Source organism: Microbacterium sp. NPDC087591 (assembly GCF_044743625.1).
Classification (GTDB): Bacteria; Actinomycetota; Actinomycetes; order Actinomycetales; family Microbacteriaceae; genus Microbacterium.
Genome location: NZ_JBIUWU010000001.1, coordinates 1,556,863 through 1,576,672, shown reverse-complemented (window position 1 = coordinate 1,576,672; position 19,810 = coordinate 1,556,863). Strand labels below are relative to the sequence as shown.

18 protein-coding genes are annotated in these 19,810 nt (G+C 68.7%); 8 read left to right on the top strand and 10 right to left on the bottom strand.

Translation table 11 applies throughout. The features are described 5' to 3' along the window. Positions 1-16: 16 nt before the first annotated feature. The 7 genes from ACIOVG_RS07360 to ACIOVG_RS07330 form a co-directional block, all read right to left on the bottom strand. Complete coding sequence (locus tag ACIOVG_RS07360; protein ID WP_400870932.1) at positions 17-652, bottom strand: GNAT family N-acetyltransferase; 636 nt, start codon at positions 650-652, stop codon at positions 17-19. Between the two features lie 157 nt (positions 653-809). Beyond that, a complete protein-coding gene (locus ACIOVG_RS07355) occupies positions 810-1,763 on the bottom strand; it encodes a sugar kinase (RefSeq protein WP_400870929.1) in 954 nt (317 codons plus the stop codon). After that, positions 1,760-2,404, bottom strand: coding sequence for a bifunctional 4-hydroxy-2-oxoglutarate aldolase/2-dehydro-3-deoxy-phosphogluconate aldolase (locus tag ACIOVG_RS07350; RefSeq protein ID WP_400870926.1), 645 nt, complete (start codon positions 2,402-2,404; stop codon positions 1,760-1,762). The genes ACIOVG_RS07355 and ACIOVG_RS07350 overlap by 4 nt, the downstream gene beginning before the upstream one ends. Beyond that, positions 2,394-3,623: a D-mannonate dehydratase ManD gene (gene manD, locus ACIOVG_RS07345; RefSeq protein ID WP_400870923.1), complete on the bottom strand. Its 1,230-nt coding sequence runs from the start codon at positions 3,621-3,623 to the stop codon at positions 2,394-2,396. Before manD ends, ACIOVG_RS07350 begins: the two co-directional genes overlap by 11 nt. Positions 3,624-3,703: 80 nt before the next feature. Continuing rightward, positions 3,704-5,098, bottom strand: coding sequence for an MFS transporter (locus ACIOVG_RS07340; RefSeq protein ID WP_400870920.1), 1,395 nt, complete (start codon positions 5,096-5,098; stop codon positions 3,704-3,706). A 40-nt stretch (positions 5,099-5,138) separates the two neighbouring features. Beyond that, positions 5,139-6,143, bottom strand: coding sequence for an L-idonate 5-dehydrogenase (locus ACIOVG_RS07335; RefSeq protein ID WP_400870917.1), 1,005 nt, complete (start codon positions 6,141-6,143; stop codon positions 5,139-5,141). Next, on the bottom strand, positions 6,140-7,654 hold the full coding sequence (locus ACIOVG_RS07330; protein ID WP_400870914.1) for a mannitol dehydrogenase family protein: 1,515 nt from the start codon (positions 7,652-7,654) through the stop codon (positions 6,140-6,142). Before ACIOVG_RS07330 ends, ACIOVG_RS07335 begins: the two co-directional genes overlap by 4 nt. A gap of 115 nt (positions 7,655-7,769) precedes the next feature. Here ACIOVG_RS07330 and ACIOVG_RS07325 point away from each other — a divergent pair, with 115 nt between their 5' ends. Beyond that, positions 7,770-8,768, top strand: a complete 999-nt coding sequence (locus ACIOVG_RS07325; RefSeq protein ID WP_400870911.1) for a LacI family DNA-binding transcriptional regulator — start codon at positions 7,770-7,772, stop codon at positions 8,766-8,768. 46 nt (positions 8,769-8,814) lie between these two features. On the opposite strand, the gene ACIOVG_RS07320 is transcribed toward ACIOVG_RS07325, so the two are convergent. Beyond that, positions 8,815-9,618 (bottom strand): SDR family NAD(P)-dependent oxidoreductase, encoded by an 804-nt coding sequence (locus tag ACIOVG_RS07320; RefSeq protein WP_400870908.1) that lies wholly within the window; start codon positions 9,616-9,618, stop codon positions 8,815-8,817. Positions 9,619-9,708: 90 nt separating this feature from the next. On the opposite strand from ACIOVG_RS07320, the gene ACIOVG_RS07315 reads away from it, so the two are divergent. The 4 genes from ACIOVG_RS07315 to ACIOVG_RS07300 all read left to right on the top strand — a co-directional run bounded on the left by ACIOVG_RS07315 (position 9,709) and on the right by ACIOVG_RS07300 (position 11,950). Further along, positions 9,709-10,314, top strand: a complete 606-nt coding sequence (locus ACIOVG_RS07315) for a TetR/AcrR family transcriptional regulator (protein WP_400870905.1) — start codon at positions 9,709-9,711, stop codon at positions 10,312-10,314. An 87-nt stretch (positions 10,315-10,401) separates the two neighbouring features. Further along, a complete protein-coding gene (locus tag ACIOVG_RS07310) occupies positions 10,402-10,527 on the top strand; it encodes a hypothetical protein (RefSeq protein WP_281731703.1) in 126 nt (41 codons plus the stop codon). A 110-nt stretch (positions 10,528-10,637) separates the two neighbouring features. Beyond that, positions 10,638-10,772 carry a hypothetical protein gene (locus ACIOVG_RS07305; RefSeq protein ID WP_281731704.1) on the top strand — a complete coding sequence of 45 codons (135 nt, stop codon included), beginning with the start codon at positions 10,638-10,640 and terminating at the stop codon, positions 10,770-10,772. A gap of 329 nt (positions 10,773-11,101) precedes the next feature. Continuing rightward, positions 11,102-11,950: a CPBP family intramembrane glutamic endopeptidase gene (locus ACIOVG_RS07300; protein WP_400870900.1), complete on the top strand. Its 849-nt coding sequence runs from the start codon at positions 11,102-11,104 to the stop codon at positions 11,948-11,950. 6 nt (positions 11,951-11,956) lie between these two features. Here ACIOVG_RS07300 and ACIOVG_RS07295 read toward each other — a convergent pair whose 3' ends face one another. Further along, on the bottom strand, positions 11,957-12,406 hold the full coding sequence (locus tag ACIOVG_RS07295) for a MarR family winged helix-turn-helix transcriptional regulator (protein WP_400870897.1): 450 nt from the start codon (positions 12,404-12,406) through the stop codon (positions 11,957-11,959). Between the two features lie 115 nt (positions 12,407-12,521). On the opposite strand from ACIOVG_RS07295, the gene ACIOVG_RS07290 reads away from it, so the two are divergent. Then, positions 12,522-13,712, top strand: a complete 1,191-nt coding sequence (locus ACIOVG_RS07290) for an MFS transporter (RefSeq protein ID WP_400870894.1) — start codon at positions 12,522-12,524, stop codon at positions 13,710-13,712. 73 nt (positions 13,713-13,785) lie between these two features. Here ACIOVG_RS07290 and ACIOVG_RS07285 read toward each other — a convergent pair whose 3' ends face one another. Further along, entirely contained in the window at positions 13,786-14,604 is an 819-nt protein-coding gene (locus ACIOVG_RS07285; protein WP_400870891.1) for a shikimate 5-dehydrogenase, read from the bottom strand. Positions 14,605-14,961: 357 nt separating this feature from the next. On the opposite strand from ACIOVG_RS07285, the gene ACIOVG_RS07280 reads away from it, so the two are divergent. Then, a complete protein-coding gene (locus tag ACIOVG_RS07280) occupies positions 14,962-18,225 on the top strand; it encodes a hypothetical protein (RefSeq protein ID WP_400870888.1) in 3,264 nt (1,087 codons plus the stop codon). Positions 18,226-18,283: 58 nt separating this feature from the next. Next, positions 18,284-19,768 carry a SpaH/EbpB family LPXTG-anchored major pilin gene (locus ACIOVG_RS07275; RefSeq protein ID WP_400870886.1) on the top strand — a complete coding sequence of 495 codons (1,485 nt, stop codon included), beginning with the start codon at positions 18,284-18,286 and terminating at the stop codon, positions 19,766-19,768. Positions 19,769-19,810 lie beyond the last annotated feature (42 nt).

Genomic DNA, 19,810 nt, shown 5'->3' with positions numbered 1-19,810 from the left:
GCGGGGAGACTGAGCATTATTCACCCGTGTCGATGACTTCCCACGCGCCTAGACGAGTGAATCCCGATGCGAGCGCGAGCGCGACCGAGGCGGCGTTGTCGAGCTGACAGCGATACTGCGGTTCGTATCCTCGCCGCAGTGCCTCTGCGCTCATCGCTCGGACAGTCACGCGGCCCAGCCCACGACCACGGAACGCGGGGAGCGTGATCACTCCGAGATCAGCGAGGCGCGTTCCGCTCCACGGGTACATGCTCGCCGCACTCACCAACCTGTCGTCGATGAAGGTTCCGAACACGAGCCAATGGTCGAGTTCGACGAACGCTTCGTCGAGGTCCTCCTCGGGCGTATCGCTTGCGAAATCCTCGAAAACCGACGCATCCGCGGCAGTGAGCTGGCGCGTTCCGGCACCGAAACTCTCGCTGAGAAGAACTGCCTGGTCTTCGAGTGCCAGGTAGAAGAGATGATCCGGATCGTTGAAAGAGATTCCCACGCGCTCCATCCGTGCGGAGAGATCAGCCGGGTCAACGCGCTCCTCGCCAACGAGCTCGAGCTCGCTCGCCCGCTCGAGCGAGACCGAGAGCACGGCGCTCCCATCTTCTCGCCGCAGCAACGACACCGATCTATTCGCCGACAGCGCGGGATCGACCGACACCGCGACCTCGCCCGCCGGCAGACTGCGGACTTCGTCCGGCACCCATTGGGAGAGCACAACCGATGAGAACACGATCAGGACCTTCCGGGCGGGCGACGACTTCCAGTTACGACCCTAAGTGGGCGCCCTCCCTGCAGTCCATCGGCTTATCGACGCGTCAGCGCCGCACCGGGTCGGCATCGCCGGTGAGGAACCGGTCGAGTTCGCGCAGCGTGGGCGCGGCCTCCCAGTCGCCCGGCACCAGGCAGGCCATCGCGCCGCAGGCGTTCGCGCGCCTCAGCACGGCATCCAGATCGGCACCGTCGAGCAGGGCGCTGAGGTACCCCGCGACGAACGCATCACCGGCACCGACCGTGTCGACCACGTCGATCACGAACCCGGGCGAGGCGACGACCCGGTCGCCGATGTGCACGGCTGCGCCCTTCGGCCCGAGCTTGATGACGACGGCGGCACACCCGGCCGCGTGGAGCAGTGCAGGAGAATCGTCGGCCGATGTATCCGGGTAGAGGATCGCGAACTCCTCGGCCCCGCCGAAGACGATGTCGGCCCGCTCGGCGATCTCGCGGAGCACAGGCCCTGCGACCGCGGCCGAATCCAGCGCGGACCGGTAGTTGATGTCGAAGCTCACGGTCACGCCCGCGGCTTTCGCCTGATCCAGGGCCGCGTGCACGGCGCCCCTGGCCGACTCCGACAGCAGCGGTGTGATGCCGGTGAGGTGCAGCAGCGCGGCGCCTTCGACCCAGCCGTCCGGGAGATCGGAGGCGGCCAGCCGCGACCCCGCCGACCCCGCCCGGTAGTAGTGGACGGCCGTCGATGAGACCGACGGCTTCTCCTTGACCATGAGGCCGGTGGGGGCATCCGCGTCGACCACGGCGCGCGCGTCCACGCCTTCGCCACGGAGCTCCCGCGCCACGCGCTCACCGAGAGAGTCGTCGCCGACGCGGCCCAGCCAGGACACGGGCACGCCGAGCCGAGCCAGTCCGATCGCGACGTTGCTCTCCGCTCCGCCGATGCCGAACCGCAGCTCGGACGCGTGGCGCAGCGATCCGATCTCGGTCGTGCGTACGAGCGCCATGGTCTCGCCGAGCGTGACCACCGAGGGTCGAGTCATCGCGCGCAGACCGCGACGAAGGCCGCGGCCCGGTCGCGCAGCGCGCCGAGGTCGCCGCGGCCGAACGCATCGCCGAGCAGCGGGCCGCCGACGCTCACCGCGACCGCACCCGCGGCCAGCCAGGCCTCTGCTCCCGCCAGGTCGACGCCGCCCGACGGCACAGCGACGATGTCGGGGAACGGGCCGCGCAGATCTTTCAGATATCCGGGCCCCACCTGGCCGGCGGGGAACACCTTCACGGCCGATGCGCCCGCCGACCACGACGCGAACAGCTCGGTCGGGGTGAGCCCTCCGGGAACGATCGGCACGCCGGCGTCCGTCGCCTGCTGCACGAACGCGGTCGAGGTGATCGGGGTGACGATGTACGTCGCTCCCGCATCGATCGCGCGGGTGAGGTCGTCGCTGCTCGTCACAGTGCCGATGCCGAGGTCCACCACGTCACCGAAGCGTTCGCGCAACTGCGGGAAGTGCGCGAACGTGCCCGGTGTGGTGAGCGTCAGCTCGACACTGCGGATGCCGGCGTCCACCAGCACGTCGAGCACGGCGTCGTAGTCCTCGGCGCGCTGTGCGCGGGCGACGACGATGAGCCGGGACTCGACCGTGCGCTCGGGCAGCGCGATACGGGACGTCTCACCAGTCATGGACGGTCCCGTCGAGCAGGCGGTTCACGGGCAGGTACGCCTTGGTGTACTCGTACCCGGCTGCGGCTTCCTCGTCGAGCTCGACACCGAGACCGGGCTGCTCGCCGGGGTGCAGGAAGCCCTTGTCGAACGTGAACGACGTCTGGAACACCTCGAGCGTCTTCTCGTTGTGCGGCATGTACTCCTGGATGCCGAAGTTGTGGATCGCGAGGTCCAGGTGCAGCGCGGCGGCCATGCCGACGGGCGAGATGTCGGTCGGGCCGTGGATGCCGGAGCGGATGCCGTAGATCGCGGCGAAGTCGAGCAGCTTCTTCATCGCGGTGATGCCACCGGTGTGGGTGACGGCGGAGCGCACGTAGTCGATCAGCCGCTCGGTGATGAGCGTCTGGTAGTCGTACACCGAGTTGAAGACCTCGCCGATCGCGAGCGGAGTCGTGGAGTGCTGGCGCACCAGGCGGAGGGCCGACTGGTCCTCGCCGGGCGTGCAGTCCTCGAGCCAGAACAGGTCGTAGGGCTCGATGTCCTTGGCGAAGCGGGCGGCCTCGATCGGGGTCATCCGGTGGTGGCCGTCGTGCAGGATGCGCAGGTCGGTGCCGAAGTCCTCGCGGATCTGCGAGAAGATCCCGGGCATGTGGTTCAGGTAGTTGCGGGTGTCCCACCGCTCCTCGCTGGGGCGGCCGTTCTCGACGCGCTTGGCGGGCTCGTAGTCGTAGCGCACGCCGGGGCCGGTGGACGAGACGCCGTAGATCTGGCCGAGGCCGGGCACACCGGTCTGCACGCGCACGGCGGTGTAGCCGAGCTCCTCGTAGCCGGTGATCGCGTTCTTGAGCGCCGCATAGTCGGTGCCGGAGGCGTGCGCGTAGACCCGCACGCCCTCGCGGCTCGCACCGCCGAGCAGCTGGTACAGCGGCATCCCGGCCTTCTTGGCCTTGATGTCCCACAGCGCCATGTCGACTGCGGCGATCGCGGCCATCGTGACGGGACCGCGACGCCAGTACGGTCCGCGGTAGAGGTACTGCCAGGTGTCTTCGATCCGGTCCTCGTCGCGGCCGATGAGCATCGAGGCGACGTGGTCGGAGAGATAGGAGGCGACCGCGAGCTCGCGACCGTTCAGTGTGGCGTCACCCCACCCGACGATGCCGTCGGAGGTCGTGATCTTGAGCGTGACGAAGTTGCGTCCGGGGCTGGTGATGTTGACGTCGACGAGCTCGATGGTCATGGCAGGGGTTCCTCAGGAGTGGGGGTGGAGGTGGGGTGCGGCCGTTCGGGCGGCCGCACCCCGAGTGGGTGTCGGTTCGGTCAGATCGCGTCGCGCGGGTCGGTGAGATCGCGACCGGCGACCTCGGGCATCCAGATCGACGCGATCAGTGCGCTCAGCGTGAAGATGAAGAGCATGATGATGATCGGGATGAACGAGCCGGTCACGGCCGAGACCCACGCGGCGGCGATGACAGGCCCAGCGCCGGTCGCGATGATGGCGGCGATCTCGCGGGCCATGGCCGTGAAGGTGTAACGGTTGCGGGCACCGAACAGCTCGGGCAGCGTGAGGTTCTCGAGCGACGCGAAGCTCATCACCGCGAGGTTGTGCAGCACGACGTAGCCGATGAAGACCTGCAGGGTGACACCGCTGCTGATCATGAGCATCGTCGGGATGATGATGATCAGCGCGACGACCGCCCAGACCATGTACATGCGCTTGCGGCCGAACCTGTCGCCGAGCCAGCCCGACAGCGGCACGGTGATGAACGCGACGAGCGACGAGACGATCACGGCGTTGACGCCGATCGAGCGGTCGAGCAGCAGCACGACGGTGATGTAGCTGATCAGGTACGTCTGGATCATGCCGGAGTTGCCGGCCTGGCCGAAGCGCAGCAGGAGGGCGATCGAGAACGCCTTCCAGGGCTTGCGCTCCATCGCCTCGAGCGTGCGCACGTCGCCGGTCTCGGTGGCGAGCTGGATCGTCTCTTCGCGGGAGAGAGCCTTGCCGTCGACGACGTCGTCGCGCTCCTCGAAGACCGGGGTCTCCTTGAGGTTGAAGCGCACCCAGATCGCGAAGAGCATGATGATCGCGCTGCCGATGAAGGGGATGCGCCATGCCCAGTCGATGACCTCCTGCTCGCTGTACGCGACGAGGAGGATCGCCCAGATGCCGGAGGCGAGCAGGGTTCCGCAGTTGGTGCCGAGGGCGACGAGAGAGGCGATGATGCCGCGGCGCTTCGCCGGTGCGTACTCGGCAAGCATGACGCCGGCGCCCGAGATCTCGGCGCCCGCGCCGAAGCCCTGGGCGATGCGAAGGAGGACGAGCAGGATCGGCGCGAGGACGCCCACCTGGTTGTACGTCGGCAGGAAGCCGATGAGGGTGGTCGCGAGTCCCATCAGGAGGATCGTGTAGAACAGCACCTTCGTGCGGCCGGTCTTGTCACCGAGACGGGCGAAGAAGAACGCGCCGACCGGGCGGGCGACGTAGCCGACGCCGTAGGTCGCCATCGCCGCGACGACGGCCACGGCGGGGTTCTCGGAGGAGAAGAAGAGATCGGCGAAGACGAGTGCGGCGGCCAGCGAGTAGAGCTGGTAGTCCATGAACTCGAGGGCGGTGCCGAGCCACCCGGAGATCGCGGCGCGGACGAGGTCCTTGACCGATCTCTTCGCGGTGGGATCGTCGACGGCGGGTGCCGTCGTCTGCGGTTCTGACATGGGAGGTACTCCTTTGGACCGGGAACGGGGGGGGGTATCGCTAGAGGGAGAGCAGAACCTTGGCCGAGGCGGACGAGTCGCGAGCGAGTTCGAACGCGCGCACGGCGTCGGATGCGGGGATGACGTGGGAGATGACCGGGTCGAGGGCGTCGGACTCGGCGAGCATCGTCACCGCGTCGTCGATCTCGGTCGAGAAGCGGAAAGCGCCGCGGATCGTGAGCTCCTTCGCGAGCAGAGGAGCGAGGTTGACCCCGATCTCCGCGTTCGGGAGCATGCCGACCTGCACGATGGTGCCGGCGCGGCGTGCGGCGCGGACGGCCTGCGTCAGGGCGACTCCGACGCCGGAGCACTCGAACACCACGTCGTACGACTCGTTCTCGATCGTGTCGCGGCCGACGAGCGAGAGCTCGGTCGCGCCGAGGGCTTGTGCGCGGTCGAGGGGTTCGGTGCGCACGTCACTCGCGCCGACGACGCCCGCGCCGGCGTGCACGGCGGCCGCGACCACGAGCAGACCGATGGGACCTGCGCCGATGACCAGCACCCGCTTGCCGCTGAGGTCGCCCGCGAGGCTCACGGCGTGGATCGCGACGGCGAGCGGCTCGGCGAGGGCGGCGCGCTCGAGCGGGAGGCTCTCGGGGAGCACGCGCACCATGTGGTCTTCCACCAACAGGTACTCGGATGCCCCACCCTGGCGGTGCGGGCTCGCCGCCGCGCTGCCGAAGTAGTCGCCACCGGGGCGCAGGTGCGGGCGGTTCTCGAGACCGGGGATGCTGGGGCCGTAGCGCGCGGGGTGCACGGTCACCGGTGTGCCGGGAGCGAGGCGGCCGGACGGGTCGAGGTCGACGACGCCCGACAGCTCGTGTCCGGGGGTCAGCGGCTCACGGATCGTGTACTCGCCGTTCGCGCCGTGGAAGTAGTAATGCAGGTCGGATCCGCAGATGCCGACGTAGTTCACCCGCAGGCGCACCTCGCCGTCACCGGGCGTCGGGACCTCGCGGTCCTCCCAGCGGATGTCTTCCTTGCCGTGGATGGCGAGAGCCTTCATCGTCGCCCCTCCTTCATGATCGTGTGCGATGCCGAGACGGCGTCGGAGATGGCCGCGTCGATTCCGGGACCGCGGATGATGTCGATCAGTTCGCCGACGCGGGTGATGAACGCGTCCTGCCCCGCGAGTTCATCACCGAACAGCTGCAGCCCGGCGATCACACGCTCGGCGAGGTCGCGTCCGTGGCGCGCGCTCGCAGCCAGGGCGGCCAGGCGCTCGCGTGCGGCATCCGTCATGGCGGCGGCATGCAGACCGGGGTCGAAGCCGGGCAGCGGCGCGATGCACGACAGATAGCCGGCGACCGTCAGCGCGATCAGGTGCGGCATCTCACCCTGGCCCAGCGCGAGCATCGCCGGCTCCGGGATGCGCTGGCGCAGCTTGACCGAGCCGTCGGTGCCGACCTGGCTCGTGCGGTGGCCGAGCGCGGTGTTGCCCCAGCGTTCGAAGAGCTGGCTCTCGTACTCGCGGATGTCGACGCCGGATGGCACATCGACGGACGGCTCGTATTCGCTGCGCAGGATGGACCGGGCCGCTTCCTCGATCTCGTCGAGACGGATGGCTTCCGGGATCGTCGCGACGCCGCGGAGCGCGCCGAGGTAGGCGATGAGGGAGTGGGTGCCGTTGAGCAGCCGCACCTTCATCTGCTCGTAGCGTCCCACCTCGTTCGTGAACACGGCACCGCCGGCCTCCCAGGCGGGGCGTCCACCGGCGAACCGGTCTTCGATCGCCCACATCGTGAACGGCTCGGCGGGCACCGGAACCTCGTCGCGGACGCCGAGGAGCGCGCTGACCTGCTCGCGCATCTGCGCGGTGGTGGACGGAACGATGCGGTCGACCATGCTGGAGGGGAACGTCACCGACTGGTCGAGGAAGGCGAGCGTGTCGGCTCCCTCGCCCTGGGGCAGCGCATCGAGGAACTCGCGCACCAGCTTCTCGGTGTGCTTGCCGTTGGCGGCGAGGTTGTCGCAGCTGAGCACCGAGAGCGGGCCGCCGCCGGCCGTGGCGCGCGCCTGGAGGCCGCGGGCCAGCTGGCCGATCGTGGAGCGTGGTGCCCCGCCGCCCAGGTCGGCCTGCACGGCGGGGTCGTCGAGGTCGAGGCGCTGCGTGGCCGCCGAGTAGCTGTAGCCGTTCTCGGTGACGGTGAGCGTCACGATGCGGATGTTCGGATCCGCGAGGTGCGCGACGATGCGCTCGGGCTGGGCCGCGCCGACGAAGGCATCCGTGTGCACGCCGGGAATGGTGAGCGAGGTGCCCGCGGGCGAGATCGTCGCGACCGAGTAGAGCATGTCCTGCGCGTGCATCGCGTCGACCACTGTGCGAGAGCGGGAGGCGACGCCGATGATGCCCCAGTCGCCACCGGTGCTCTGCAGGGCGGACGCGGTGTAGACCGCCTGGTGCGCCCGATGGAAGCTGCCGAGTCCGAGGTGCAGGATGCCGGCGCCGGACGGAGCGGCGGAGAGGGAAGCCGAGCCGGAGGATGCACGGCCGAGGGTGGGGGCCTGGATGCTCACGGGGTGATCCCCTCACGGGCTTCGGCGCACCACTGGGGGTGATCGGCGATGATCGTCATGTAAAGCAGTGTGTATGAGTTGTACAAAATTGTCAACCTGTTTTACATCCCGGTCCGTGATCGTAGGATTGCGGGATAACCGGAAGGCGACAGTGGCAGCGACATTGACGGACGTGGCGAGGCGCGCAGGCGTGTCCATCGCCACGGCATCCCGCGCCTTCGGGGAGCCGGAGCGTCTGGCCGACGGCACGCTCGAGCGCGTGCTGCAGGCCGCGACCGATCTCGGCTACTCCACGCCGCAGTCGGCCGTCGCCACCCGCACGTTCGGCGTCGTGGTGCCGGACGTCGCCAACCCTGTCTATGCGACTCTGCTCAAGGCCATCCAGGGGCAGGCGTGGCATGGGCGCCACCGCATCGTGCTGTTCGACGCCGATGAGGACCTGCGGCGCGAGCGCGAGCAGATCGAGCAGGCCCGCAAGCTCGACGGCATGCTGCTGTGCTCGCCACGACTTCCCGACGCCGATGTGCTCGCGATCGTCGGGGACACGCCCTACGTGGTGGTCAACCGTGAGATCGACGGTGCGGCCTGTGTGCTGATGGACACCGAGCACGGGCCCAGCCAGGCGATCGAGCACCTCGCTGCGCTGGGGCACACGCACATCGCCTATGCCGCCGGACCGCGTGGCTCCTGGGCGGACGTGCGCCGCGCCGACACCATCGCACGGGCGTGCGAGCGCCACGGCATCCGGCTGACTCCGCTGAGTCATCACGCGGCATCGATCCAGGGCGGCCGCGCGGCTGCCGCGCCCGCTGCGGCGAGCGGAGCCACCGCGGTCGTCGCCTACAACGACCTCGTCGCGCTCGGCCTCGAGGCCGGACTCATCGAGCTCGGTCGCCGCTGCCCCACCGACATCAGCATCGTCGGGATCGACGATATCGACCTCGCCGGCGCGGTGACCCCGGCGCTCACCACGGTGCGGATGCCGATCGAGCGCAGTGGCGCACTAGCGGTCGATCTGCTGCTGCAGGCCATGGCCGGAGGCGTGATCAGCGACATCGTGACGCTCGGATCGCAGCTGATCGTGCGCGCATCGACGGCAGCTCCGCGCGCCTGAAGCGTCTCTCGCTCACGCGCCGAGTTCACGCGAGCGGGTCCGCACGTCAGCGCTGACCGAGTCGCACCTCGCCGAGCAGGCGTGCGCTTGTGCGTGCCAGCGCTCTCCGCGAGAGCAGACGGGTGCCGAGCGCGAACAGATGGTTCCTGGTGCCGGAGATGACGCTGGGTGCGCCGTTCGTGCGGTCCAGCTGGCGGAAGGCCGTGTCGATCACCTGCGCGGAGGTCTGCTGTCGGCCGACGGATGCCGCGTCGCTGCCGACGACGTCGAAGAACTCGGTCTTCGTCGAACCGGGGCTCACGGCGAGCACGCGCAGGTCGGTGCCGCGCGCCTCCGCCCAGAGTGCCTCGGTGAAGCTCAGCACGAACGCCTTGGTGGCGCCGTAGACGGCCATGCCGGGTGTGGGCTGGTACGCCGCGGTGCTCGCGACCGTTACCAGAGCGCCGTGTCCCTGCAGCAGCTGCGGGAGGAAGGCGCGGGTCAGCTCGACCAGCGTGACCACGTTGAGCTGGATCTCGCTGCGCGTGCGGGCGGGGTCGGCCTGATCGAAGGCGCCGTGCGAGCCGAAGCCTGCGTTGTTGACCAGCGAGGTGATGCGGATGCCGCGCCTGTCGATCTCGTCGCGGAGTGCGGCTGCGGCGCTGGCGACGCCCAGATCCGCGGGCACGACCTCGACGTCGACGCGGGCGCTCGCTCGCAGCTCGGCGGCGAGGGCTTCGAGCCGGTCGGCGCGTCGGGCCACGAGCACCAGGTTCGATCCGCGCGCCGCGAATCGTCGCGCGAACTCCACGCCCAGTCCCGAGCTCGCGCCGGTGATGAGTGCGGTGCCTCCGTGCAGGTCGCGCGTCATGATGGTGCCTTCCTCGATGTTGTCAGTGTCATCATTGTGCACGCGTCGCCGGGTGTTGTCAATGTCTACATCTGCTCCTAGGATGGGTGGGTGCCCGAACAGCGCTATCACCACGGCGATCTCCGCCGCACGCTCCTCGAAGCAGCCCGCGCGAGCATCGAGGTCGAGGGTGTCGAAGCGCTGTCACTGCGCCAACTGGCCCGTGATGCCGGAGTCAGCCACGCGGCCCCCAGTCGACATTTCCGCGACAAGCAGGCGCTGCTCGACGCGCTCGCCGAAGACGGTTTCCTCCGCCTGAGTGCGGCGCTCGAGGAGGTTGCGGGTGCGGAGGCGACGACCGTGGCGGACGTGCGGCAGCGATTCGATGAGCTCGCTCGTGGGTATGTCGCCTTCGCGCTCGCGCAGCCCACGCTGCTGTCGCTCATGTTCGGGTTGAAGCACGCGCCGGACGCCCGCGCCGAGCTCATCGAGGCCGGGCACGCGTCGATGGCGATCACGATGCGCGTCGTCGACGCGGCGCAGCGGCTCGGCGCCATCGGCCCCGGCGACCCGCAGCGCATCGCGCTCACCGCCTTCGCCACGTTCCACGGTGTGGCGACGCTGAGCTCCGGCGGGCTGCTCGACGGCGTCGCGGCGGAAGACCTGGTCGAGACCGCGAGCGAGATCTTCTGGCGAGGGCTGCAGCCGGAGGTCTGAGACCGCGAGAGCTCTGTGAGGGCCTTCCCTTTCCCTCGCATCCGTACGACTCTGGAGGGGAGAGATCCATCGACGAGGGAGTGCACGATGTCGAATCCAGACGCCCTGATCAACAGCTTCGAGGACTTCTCCGGCCTTCCGGAGGTCCCGGAGGAGCCGGAGGTTCCGGAAGAGGTCGAAGAGGAGATCGCCGCGGCTCGCGAAGACGAGTGAGCGCTGATGATCGGGAGTTTTTTCCTGTTCAGCGGTAATTTGACTTCCCCTGGGAAGTGGCTATGGTCGGGAGTGTCAGCCGCCAGCCATCAAGGGGAAGCGAGTTTCAGATGTCCAAGAAGTCACCGCAGGCACGCGACGGCAAGAAGGTCCCGCAGCTCTCGCTGAAGGAGAAGCGCCTCGCGAAGCGGTCGAAGCAGGAGCCCGAGGCTTTCATCAAGCCACGCAAGCGGGCGAACGCCTGATCCGCACCTCTCGCGGGGTCGGGGGCGCGCCGATCCGGTTCGGTGCGTCCCCGGCCCCGCGACACGCGTCACCACGGCGACCAGAATCGAACGGCGAGAGCGACTGTGAGGGATGAGCGCTCAGGATGAGCGCGACCACGGAGATCGGATGCGAGGGCATGCCGGGAGGCTAACGACCGGACGAGCTCGCCCCGATGTTCGGACTGCCAGATCCCCCAGAACCGGTGCACCGCGTCGCGCCGGTATATCGCTTCTGGACGCGCCTTTTCCGAACCGCCAGGATGAAACAGGAGCGTCGACACCGGCGACCGGGCTGAGGGGCGGACAGCATGGCGGACTTCTGGCAGACGCGGGACGGCTTCTGGCATCGGGGTGGATGGTGGCGCGCGCTGCTCGTCACGGCCGGGTATCTGGTCATCTATCTCGGAGTCAGTCAGCTGGTCGGACTGACCCTCGGGCACCTGATCGTCGACGGCGGACCCTTCGCGAGCGCCACGAACGTCGCGATCGAGCTGCTGCTGCCGATCGGCCTCGGCGCTGTCGTCATCCTGGCCTTCCTCGCCGCCATCGGTTGGATCAAGCCCGTCTTCGGGCGTCAACCGATCGCGGGACGCCCGTGGATGTGGATCGCGGTCGTGGTCGTCGCGTATCCGATCGTCTTCCGCTTCATCGGAATCGACTACGGATCGTTCCCCGCCAGCGTGGTCGTGCTGATGCTCGTCACCGGTCTCTTCATCGGCATCGCCGAAGAGCTGGTCACCCGCGGCGCGGGCGTGGCGCTGCTGCGTAAGGCCGGTCACAAGGAGCTCGTCGTCGCCGTGCTCTCCTCCACGCTGTTCGCGCTGATGCACCTCGTCAACGCGATCGGCACCGGCTTCGACCTCACGATCGCCATTCTGCTGATCTACACGTTCTTCTTCGGCATCTGCATGTACCTCGTGATGCGTGTGACGGGCAGCATCGTCTGGGCGATCGTGATGCACGGGCTCACCGATCCCACCCTCTTCCTCTCGACGGGCGGGATCGACACGGCCGTCGAGGGGGCAGCGCAGAACATCTGGCTCACGATCGCCAGCACCGGCAACTACAGCGTGATCCTGTTCGGCATCGTGGCGCTGTTCCTGATCCGCGGGCGCGTGCTGCCGGCGGCAGAGAAGGTGTCGACCCTTCCCGCGTGACGCACGTCAGGCGAGCGCGGTGCTGCCCTGCAGCGCGTGCACGACCGGGGCGAGCTCGGGCTGCGTGATCGCTTCGCCGAGAGTGCGTTCCAGCGCCTCGTCGTGGATAGGATGCGCCGTCTCGTAGAGTTCGCGTCCGGCCGGCGTCAGCTCCGTGTAGATGCCGCGGCGGTCGTCGAGGCACAGGATGCGGGTGAGCAGACCGCGGTCTTCCAGTCGGGTGACCAGTCGCGTGGTGGCGCTCGGGCTCAGCGCCGTGGCCCGGGCGAGCTGCTGCATCCGCATGTGCCAGCCATCCTGGCGGCTCAGGGCGTCGAGCACCGTGTACTCGACCACGGAGAGGTCGGCCGAGGAGCCGAGCGCCCGTTCGAGCTCGGCCTCGATGATGCCGTGGAGTGCGGCGAGCGTGCGCCAGCCGCGCGCGCGGATCTCGACGGCGTCGTCGGAGATGCCCATGAGTGACCTCCAGAGGTAGTTGCTTGCGCAAACTACTTGCGCGTGCAATCATTATGTCTCGGACGCAAAATACCGCGTCTGCAACTACTTTAGCAGAGGATCTCGGAGCGCACCCATGCCACTCGGACTCATCGCACTCGCCATCGGCGCATTCGGCATCGGACTCACCGAGTTCGTCATCATGGGGCTGCTGCCCGAGGTGGCCGCCGACTTCGGGGTCACCGAAGCGACCGCCGGGTGGCTGATCTCGGGCTACGCGCTGAGCGTCGTGGTCGGTGCGCTGCTGCTCACCGCCGCGACCACACGACTCCCGCGCACGCCGGTGCTCCTCGGGCTGCTCGTGCTGTTCATCGCCGGCAACGTGCTCACCGCTCTCTCACCCGACTACGGCGTTGCGATGGCCGGCCGCATCGTGGCGGCACTGTCGCACGGCGCCTTCTTCGGCATCGGGTCCGTCGTGGCGGCCGATCTGGTGGCGCCCGAGAAGAAGGCCAGGGCGATCGCCATCATGTTCACCGGACTGACCGCCGCCAACGTCTTCGGCGTGCCCTTCGGCACCTTCCTCGGGCAGCAGTTCGGCTGGCGGTCGACGTTCTGGGTGATCGCCGTCATCGGCGTCGTGGCTCTCGTCGGCATCGCCGTGCTCGTGCGTGCACCGCGGAGCGCCGGCTCCGCCGTGAGTCTGCGCCAGGAACTCTCGGCGTTCCGCTCCGGTCAGGTCTGGCTCTCGCTGCTGGTCACGATCCTCGCGTACGGCGGCATGTTCGGCGCATTCACCTACATCGCCTACACGCTCACGAGCGTGACCGGCTTCGCCCCCGCGGCCGTGCCGTGGCTGCTCGTGCTGTTCGGGCTCGGTCTGGTGGCGGGCAACGCGATCGGCGGACGCCTCGCGGACCGCTCGGTCGACCGCACGCTGCTCTGGTTCATCGCCGCGCTCGCCGTCGTGCTCGTCGCCTTCGGCCTGCTCGCCTGGTCGCAGCCGGCGACCATGGTCATCCTCGTGCTCATGGGCGGCTTCGGCTTCGGCACCGTGCCCGCGCTGCAGAGCCGCATCATGCACTACGCCGGAGGGGCCCCGACCCTCGCCTCGGGTGCGAACATCGGCGCCTTCAACGTCGGCAACGCGCTCGGCGCCTGGGCCGGAGGCGTCGGGATCTCGGCGGGCCTCGGCTACACCTCTCCCATCTGGATCGGCGCCGTGCTCACGACATCCGCACTTGGTGTGATGCTCGTCGCCGTGTCCCTCGCCGCGCGCACCCGTCCCCGCGCCGACACGGCGACCCTCGTCACCGTCACGGCGTGACGTTCAGCACGATGGCCGCACCGGACCCCACCCGGCCCGGTTCAGCGGCCGAACCGCGCCTCGTCACGGCGCGCTACTGCGCGCGCATGTAGTCCTCGGCCGCGCGCACCTGATCAGCGGACGGACGGATGCCGGTGTAGAGCACGAACTGCTCGAGCGCCTGCAGGGTCGCGACCTCGGCGCCGGTGATCACGGTCTTGCCGGCCGCGCGGCCGGCCATGACCAGGGGCGTCTCCGCCGGCAGCGCCACGACGTCGAACACGACGGACGCCGCGGCGATCGCAGCGTCGTCGAAGGAGAGAGCGTGCTCATCGGGGCCGCCGGCCATGCCGATGGGCGTGACGTTCACCAGGATGTCCGCCTCGAGGTCCGCGGCATCCGCCTGCCATCCGAAGCCGTATTGCGCGGCGAGTGCGCGGCCGAGGCCTTCGTTCCTGGCGATGATCGTGACCGCGGAGAAGCCGGCGTCACGGAACGCGGCGGCCGTCGCCTTCGCCATGCCCCCGGAGCCGCGCAGCAGCACGGAGGATGCCGGATCGAGGCCGTTCCGCTCGATCAGCTGTGCGATCGCGGAGTAGTCGGTGTTGTACGCCACGAGAACACCGTCATCGTTGACGATCGTGTTGACGGAGTCGATCGCGGTCGCGGAGGCATCCATCCGATCGACCAGGGCGATCACATCCTCCTTGTACGGCATCGAGATCGCACACCCGCGGATGCCCAGGCCGCGCACCCCGGCGATCGCCTGCGCGAGGTCGGTCGGCGCGAACGCCTTGTAGATCCAGTTCAGCTCGAGCGCCTCGTACAGATGGTTGTGGAAGCGGGTCCCATTGTTGCTGGGCCGCGCCGACAACGAGATGCAGAGCGTCATGTCCTTGTTGAGCATCGTCACGGCTCCAGGCTACTTGCGCGACCTCGTGCGCGAGCAGCTTCGTGCGCGCGGCGACGATTCGGCGCTGTCGCCGGGGCGGCGGGAGCGATCACGCGCCGGATCGGCGGAGCGATCGAGGGGGTCCGGTGTCCCCCCCCGTCGACCGCGGCGAAACGCCGCGAATGCGACGTCGATTTCGGCGTAGTGCGACGTGAAAACGCGCCGTTCCGCGGGTTGCGGGGGCGCAATGAAGGCGGAACCGCGGCGCCGTTCCATCCGCTGTCTGCCGCGCGTACCGTCGACCCCGGCTCCGCACCTCGGGTGGACATCTCCCCCGAGCGTCGCGATCAGCGCCACGTGACCATCGGGGAGAACGTCATGGATTCATCGGAAGCGCCGTTCCGTGTCGACGGCAACCGTCGTCGCCTTCGCCGCCGTCGAATGACCCGTCTGGGGGCGATGGCGTGCACGGCCATGCTCATCGCCTTCTTCGGCGTGGTCGGCGCGACCGGTGGAACACAGAGCGCTTCGGCAGCCCCCGGTTCGCCGGGGGTGCCGGGCGCCCCCGCCGTTCTCTTCCAGGAGGACTTCCAACAGGGCACCGGCATCACCGAGCTCGAGAACTACGTCTCCGCATCCGGGGCGACCTACTCGGCCGATCCGTTCTGGCTCGACGCCACCGCGTGCAACGGCTTCATCCTGAGCCAGCCCGCCCCGTTCCCCGGCGGAACCGTCTGCGGGGGACGGGCGACCGAGTGGACCGAGGTGCAGCGCAAGGCCGCAGCCCTCGGACTCCTCAACAGTCCGCAGAACTCGACGACCAACCGCGCTGTCTCGAGCAACACGTCCTCGAACGGCCCGGCCAATGCCCGCCAGTTCATCAGCTCGCAGCTCTCGGTGCCGTCGAACGGACGTTTCATCACTTTCTCCGTGGATGCAGCCGCGACGAACTGCGCCACCGGCAACCAGCCGTCGCTCCGGTTCTACCTCACGAACGCGGCCGGCACGGAGACGCCGGTGTCCAGCTCGGCCATCAACCCCTGCACCGACTCGCGACGGCTGACCACGACCGCATTCGGGGGCTCCGTCAGTTACGGCCGCTTCCCGGCGAACGGCTCGATGCTCTACACGAGCGCCACCCTCGGCATCACCATGCGCAATGTCCAGGGCAACGGGATCGGCAACGACGGTGCGTTCGACAACATCCGCGTCCTGGATGTGACCCCGCAGCTGGACAAATCGTTCAGCCCGGCTTCCGTACCGACGGGCGGCACGTCCACGCTGACGCTCACGGTCACCAACACCAGCGAGCTCGCCGAGAAGGTCGGCTGGTCGTTCACGGATTCCCTCCCCGCCGGCCTCGCCGTGCGTTCCCCCGCGAACGTGGGGGGCACGTGCACCGCGACGGTCGCTGCCGCCGCAGGGGCGACATCCGTGGTCGTATCGAACGGAAGGCTCAACGCTGGGCAGGCGTCATGCACCATCACCCTGGACGTCACCTCGAACACCGCGGGGACATACGACAACTGCGCCGCGAACATCACCGCGCACGTGGGCATCGACCTTCCCGCCTGCGCCTCGGTGAGGTTCTTCCCATCCGACCCCTGTGTGGCGGTGCCGGTGTGGACGAACACCGCGAATGCGCTGCAGCAGTACAACCCCACGACCTTCCAGCTCGTCTCCTCGACCCCGCTGGCGCGTGAGTACGGGGACATCGCGTGGAGCAGCAACGGAAGTGCGCTGTACGGGGTGGACTATGACGGTGGCACGGGTCGGGCGCCGGTGTTGAGGCGGATCGATCCTGTGACCGGTGCTGAGCTCGCATCGGTTGCGATCACGGGGCCGATTCTGACCCAGGCGACGGTTCCGGGTCCGAGTGCGACTCTGTACAGCCTGAACGCGCTGGCGGCGCTGGATGCGAACACGTTGCTGGTGGGGTCGTACTCGTCGAGGGCGATCTACCGGCTGGATGTGAACACAGGGGTCACGACGCTGTGGACGCAGTTCCCGAGCCAGATCAGTTCTGCGGGCGACTTCACGGTGCTGCCGGACGGCGACATCCTCGCCTTCGGTGTGCGCCCTCTCGATGGAAATCTGTCGAACTCGCGGGTCTACCGCATTCATCCTGACGGGTCGATGACGCAGATCGGCACCGTACCGGCGATGTGGGGCGGTGCGCAGTCCGGAGGCAACTTCTTCATGGCCGCCCCGAGCGGTCAGCTCAATCGGATCTCGCTCGCGTCTCTGCCCACGGCGGCGAGCACGGCGATGCTCTCCTACACGACGGTGCTGTCGGGAGGACCGCAGTTCTACGGGGCGAGCGCCGTTCAGGATGCCGGTCAGTGTGTCGGTCTGACGATCACGAAGGCGCCGAGCCCGGCAGTCATCACCGGACCGGGGCAGACCGTGACCTACAGCTTCACCGTGAAGAACATCTCCGATGTGCGAATCCAGAACATCGTGGTGACCGATGTGCAGCAGGCGCCTGCGGGGGCGTTGACGTCTGGTCCAACCTGCCCGGTCACGGCGCTGAACCCGGGGCAGAGCACTGTGTGCACGGGCACCTATATCGCCACGAACGCGGATGTCGCTCACGGTCGCATCGACGACACGGCCACCGCGGCCGGCGCGACGCAGGAGGGCCGCGGAGTCATCTCGAACCAGGCGACGGCGACGGTGCCGATCCAGCCGGTTCTGACCTGGTCGTTGTCGAAATCAGCGTCAGTCGCCGGAGTCCCTCTTGCCCAGGGCGCCGTCGTCGAGCCCGGGGACGAGATCTCCTACACGGTCACCGCGGTCAGCGCGGCCACCGTCGACATCACCGGCGTGACGCTGTCGGACGACCTTGCCGAGGTATTGGATGACGCGACGTTCGTTCCGGGGTCGGGGCAGCTCGTCATCGGTGCGGGCACTCCGGTCGCGGTCGCCGATCCTGCCGGGACGGTCCTGACGGCAGGACCGTTCACGCTCCCGAAGGGTGCGACGGCGACTCTGACCTACCGGGTGACCGTGGGGGCGGACGCGTGGTCGTCGACGCTCACGAACGTGGTCACGGGAGCGGCAGGAACTCCGGCCGCGCCGATCGATCCGGAACCGTGTGACGAGCACTGCACGACGTCGCAGGTGACGCCGACGCCGGTGCAGATCCAGAAGGTCGGTGAGGCGTCGACCGGGGCTGTGGTGCCGATGGACGGGTCGTCGTGGGCGATCTTCTCGGCGGAGACCGGGGGAACGGCGCTCGTTGACCCGGTGCCGGCGGCGGTGTCGGGCGGAACTCCGGTGACGGGCCTGTTCCGTGACGTCACCCTCGCGGCGGGGACGTATTGGTTGGAGGAGACGCGGGCTCTGGACGGGTTCGCGCTGCTCGCCGGGCGGGTGCCGTTCACGGTCGCCGCCGACGGCACGATCACGCTCGGGCCGGGTTCCTCCTCGAACGTACAGCTGGTGGATGTCGACGGCATCCGCACGATCCGTGTCGAAGACGTTCCCGCTCTCGATCTCCCGGACGCCGGAGGACCCGGCACGGCCGGGATCTCCCTGATCGGCCTCACCCTCCTCCTCGCCGGCACCACCGCCGGCACCCTCAACCTCGCGCGACGACGACGAGCACTCGCCGTCACCTCACGCGGTCCCCGGGCGTGACATGCGCGCCCACCCGAATACCCGAGAAACGCAAGACCAGACCCAAGGGGGAAGAAACATGAAGACCATGAATCCGGCACGACGCGGACTCCGCGTCGGCCTCGCAGCGAGCGCCGCCGCGGTGCTGCTGGGGCTCGGCCTCGCGGCACCGGCAGCAGCGGCGCCGCTGGTCGATCCGAACGCGACCGGCTCGATCACGGTGCACAAGCTCGAAGCTCCCGACACTCCCACGGGCCTCCCGAACAACGGCACCTCGGTCGACACCACCGGTCTCGCACCGCTCGCCGGCGTCGAGTTCCAGGTGCGGCAGGTCACCGGCATCGATCTGTCGACGAACAGCGGGTGGACCAACGCCTCGACGCTGTCGGGCGTGTTCGACGCCGCAGATCCCGAAGGCTCGATCACCGGCGCGGGGTACGCGCTCGCGGCGGGTTCGTCTCTGGTGACGGATGCGGCCGGTCAGGCGTCGTTCACGGGCCTGCCCGTCGGTCTGTATCTCGTCGAGGAGACCAGCTTCCCGGCGGGGGTGACGCCATCGGCGCCGTTCCTCGTGTCGGTGCCGCTGACCGATCCCGACAACCATGACGCGTGGCTGTACGACGTGCACGTCTACCCGAAGAACGCGGTCACGTCGGCGACCAAGACCGTGGAGGATGCGGATGCCGTGCAACTGGGCGATGAGGTGACGTTCACGATCACGTCCGATATCCCCAACGTCGACCCGATCGACGGCTACAAGATCGTCGACGTACTCGACAGCAAGCTCGACTACGTCGCCTCCACCGTCACCCTGGCCGACGGCACGACGATCGCCGAGGGCACCGATTACACGATCACGCACGACGCCGCGACGAACGCCGTCACCGTCCAGTTCACCGCTGCCGGACGCGCAGTGCTCGCCGCCCACAACACGACACGCGTGGTCGTGGACATCATCACCACGGTGAACACCATCGGCGAGATCGTCAACCAGGCGCTCGTGTACCCGAACCTGCCCAGCTTCGACATCGAGCCCGGTGAGCCCGGCGGACCCACCACGACCCCCGAGGTCGAGACCCGCTGGGGCGGCCTGACCGTGGAGAAGGTCGGACCGGGCGGCCAGGCACTCACCGGTGCCGTGTTCCAGGTGTTCACCTCGGCCGCCGATGCGGCAGCGCAGACGAACCCGGTCACCCTGAACGGAGAGACGGAGTTCGAGGTGACTGACGCCGATGGCACGCTCACCATCACCGGCCTGCGCTACAGCGACTTCGCCAACGGGGCCACGGTCGCACCGGGTGACGCCGGGTACCTGCAGTACTACCTCGTCGAGGTGAAGGCACCCACCGGTTACGAGCTCCTCGCCCAGCCGATCGAGTTCACCGTCACCGCCGCCACCACCGCCGTCGGCATCGACCTCACCGTCACCAACGTGCCGCACAACGGCGGCTTCCAGCTGCCGTTCACCGGTGGCACCGGCACCGGTCTGCTCTACCTGGTCGGCCTCGGCCTCGTCGCCGGTGGCATCGTGTTCCTCGTCATCAAGCGACGTCGGAACGCCTGACCTGCATCGTGAGGGGAGGGCGGTCGTCGCCGGCCGTCCTCC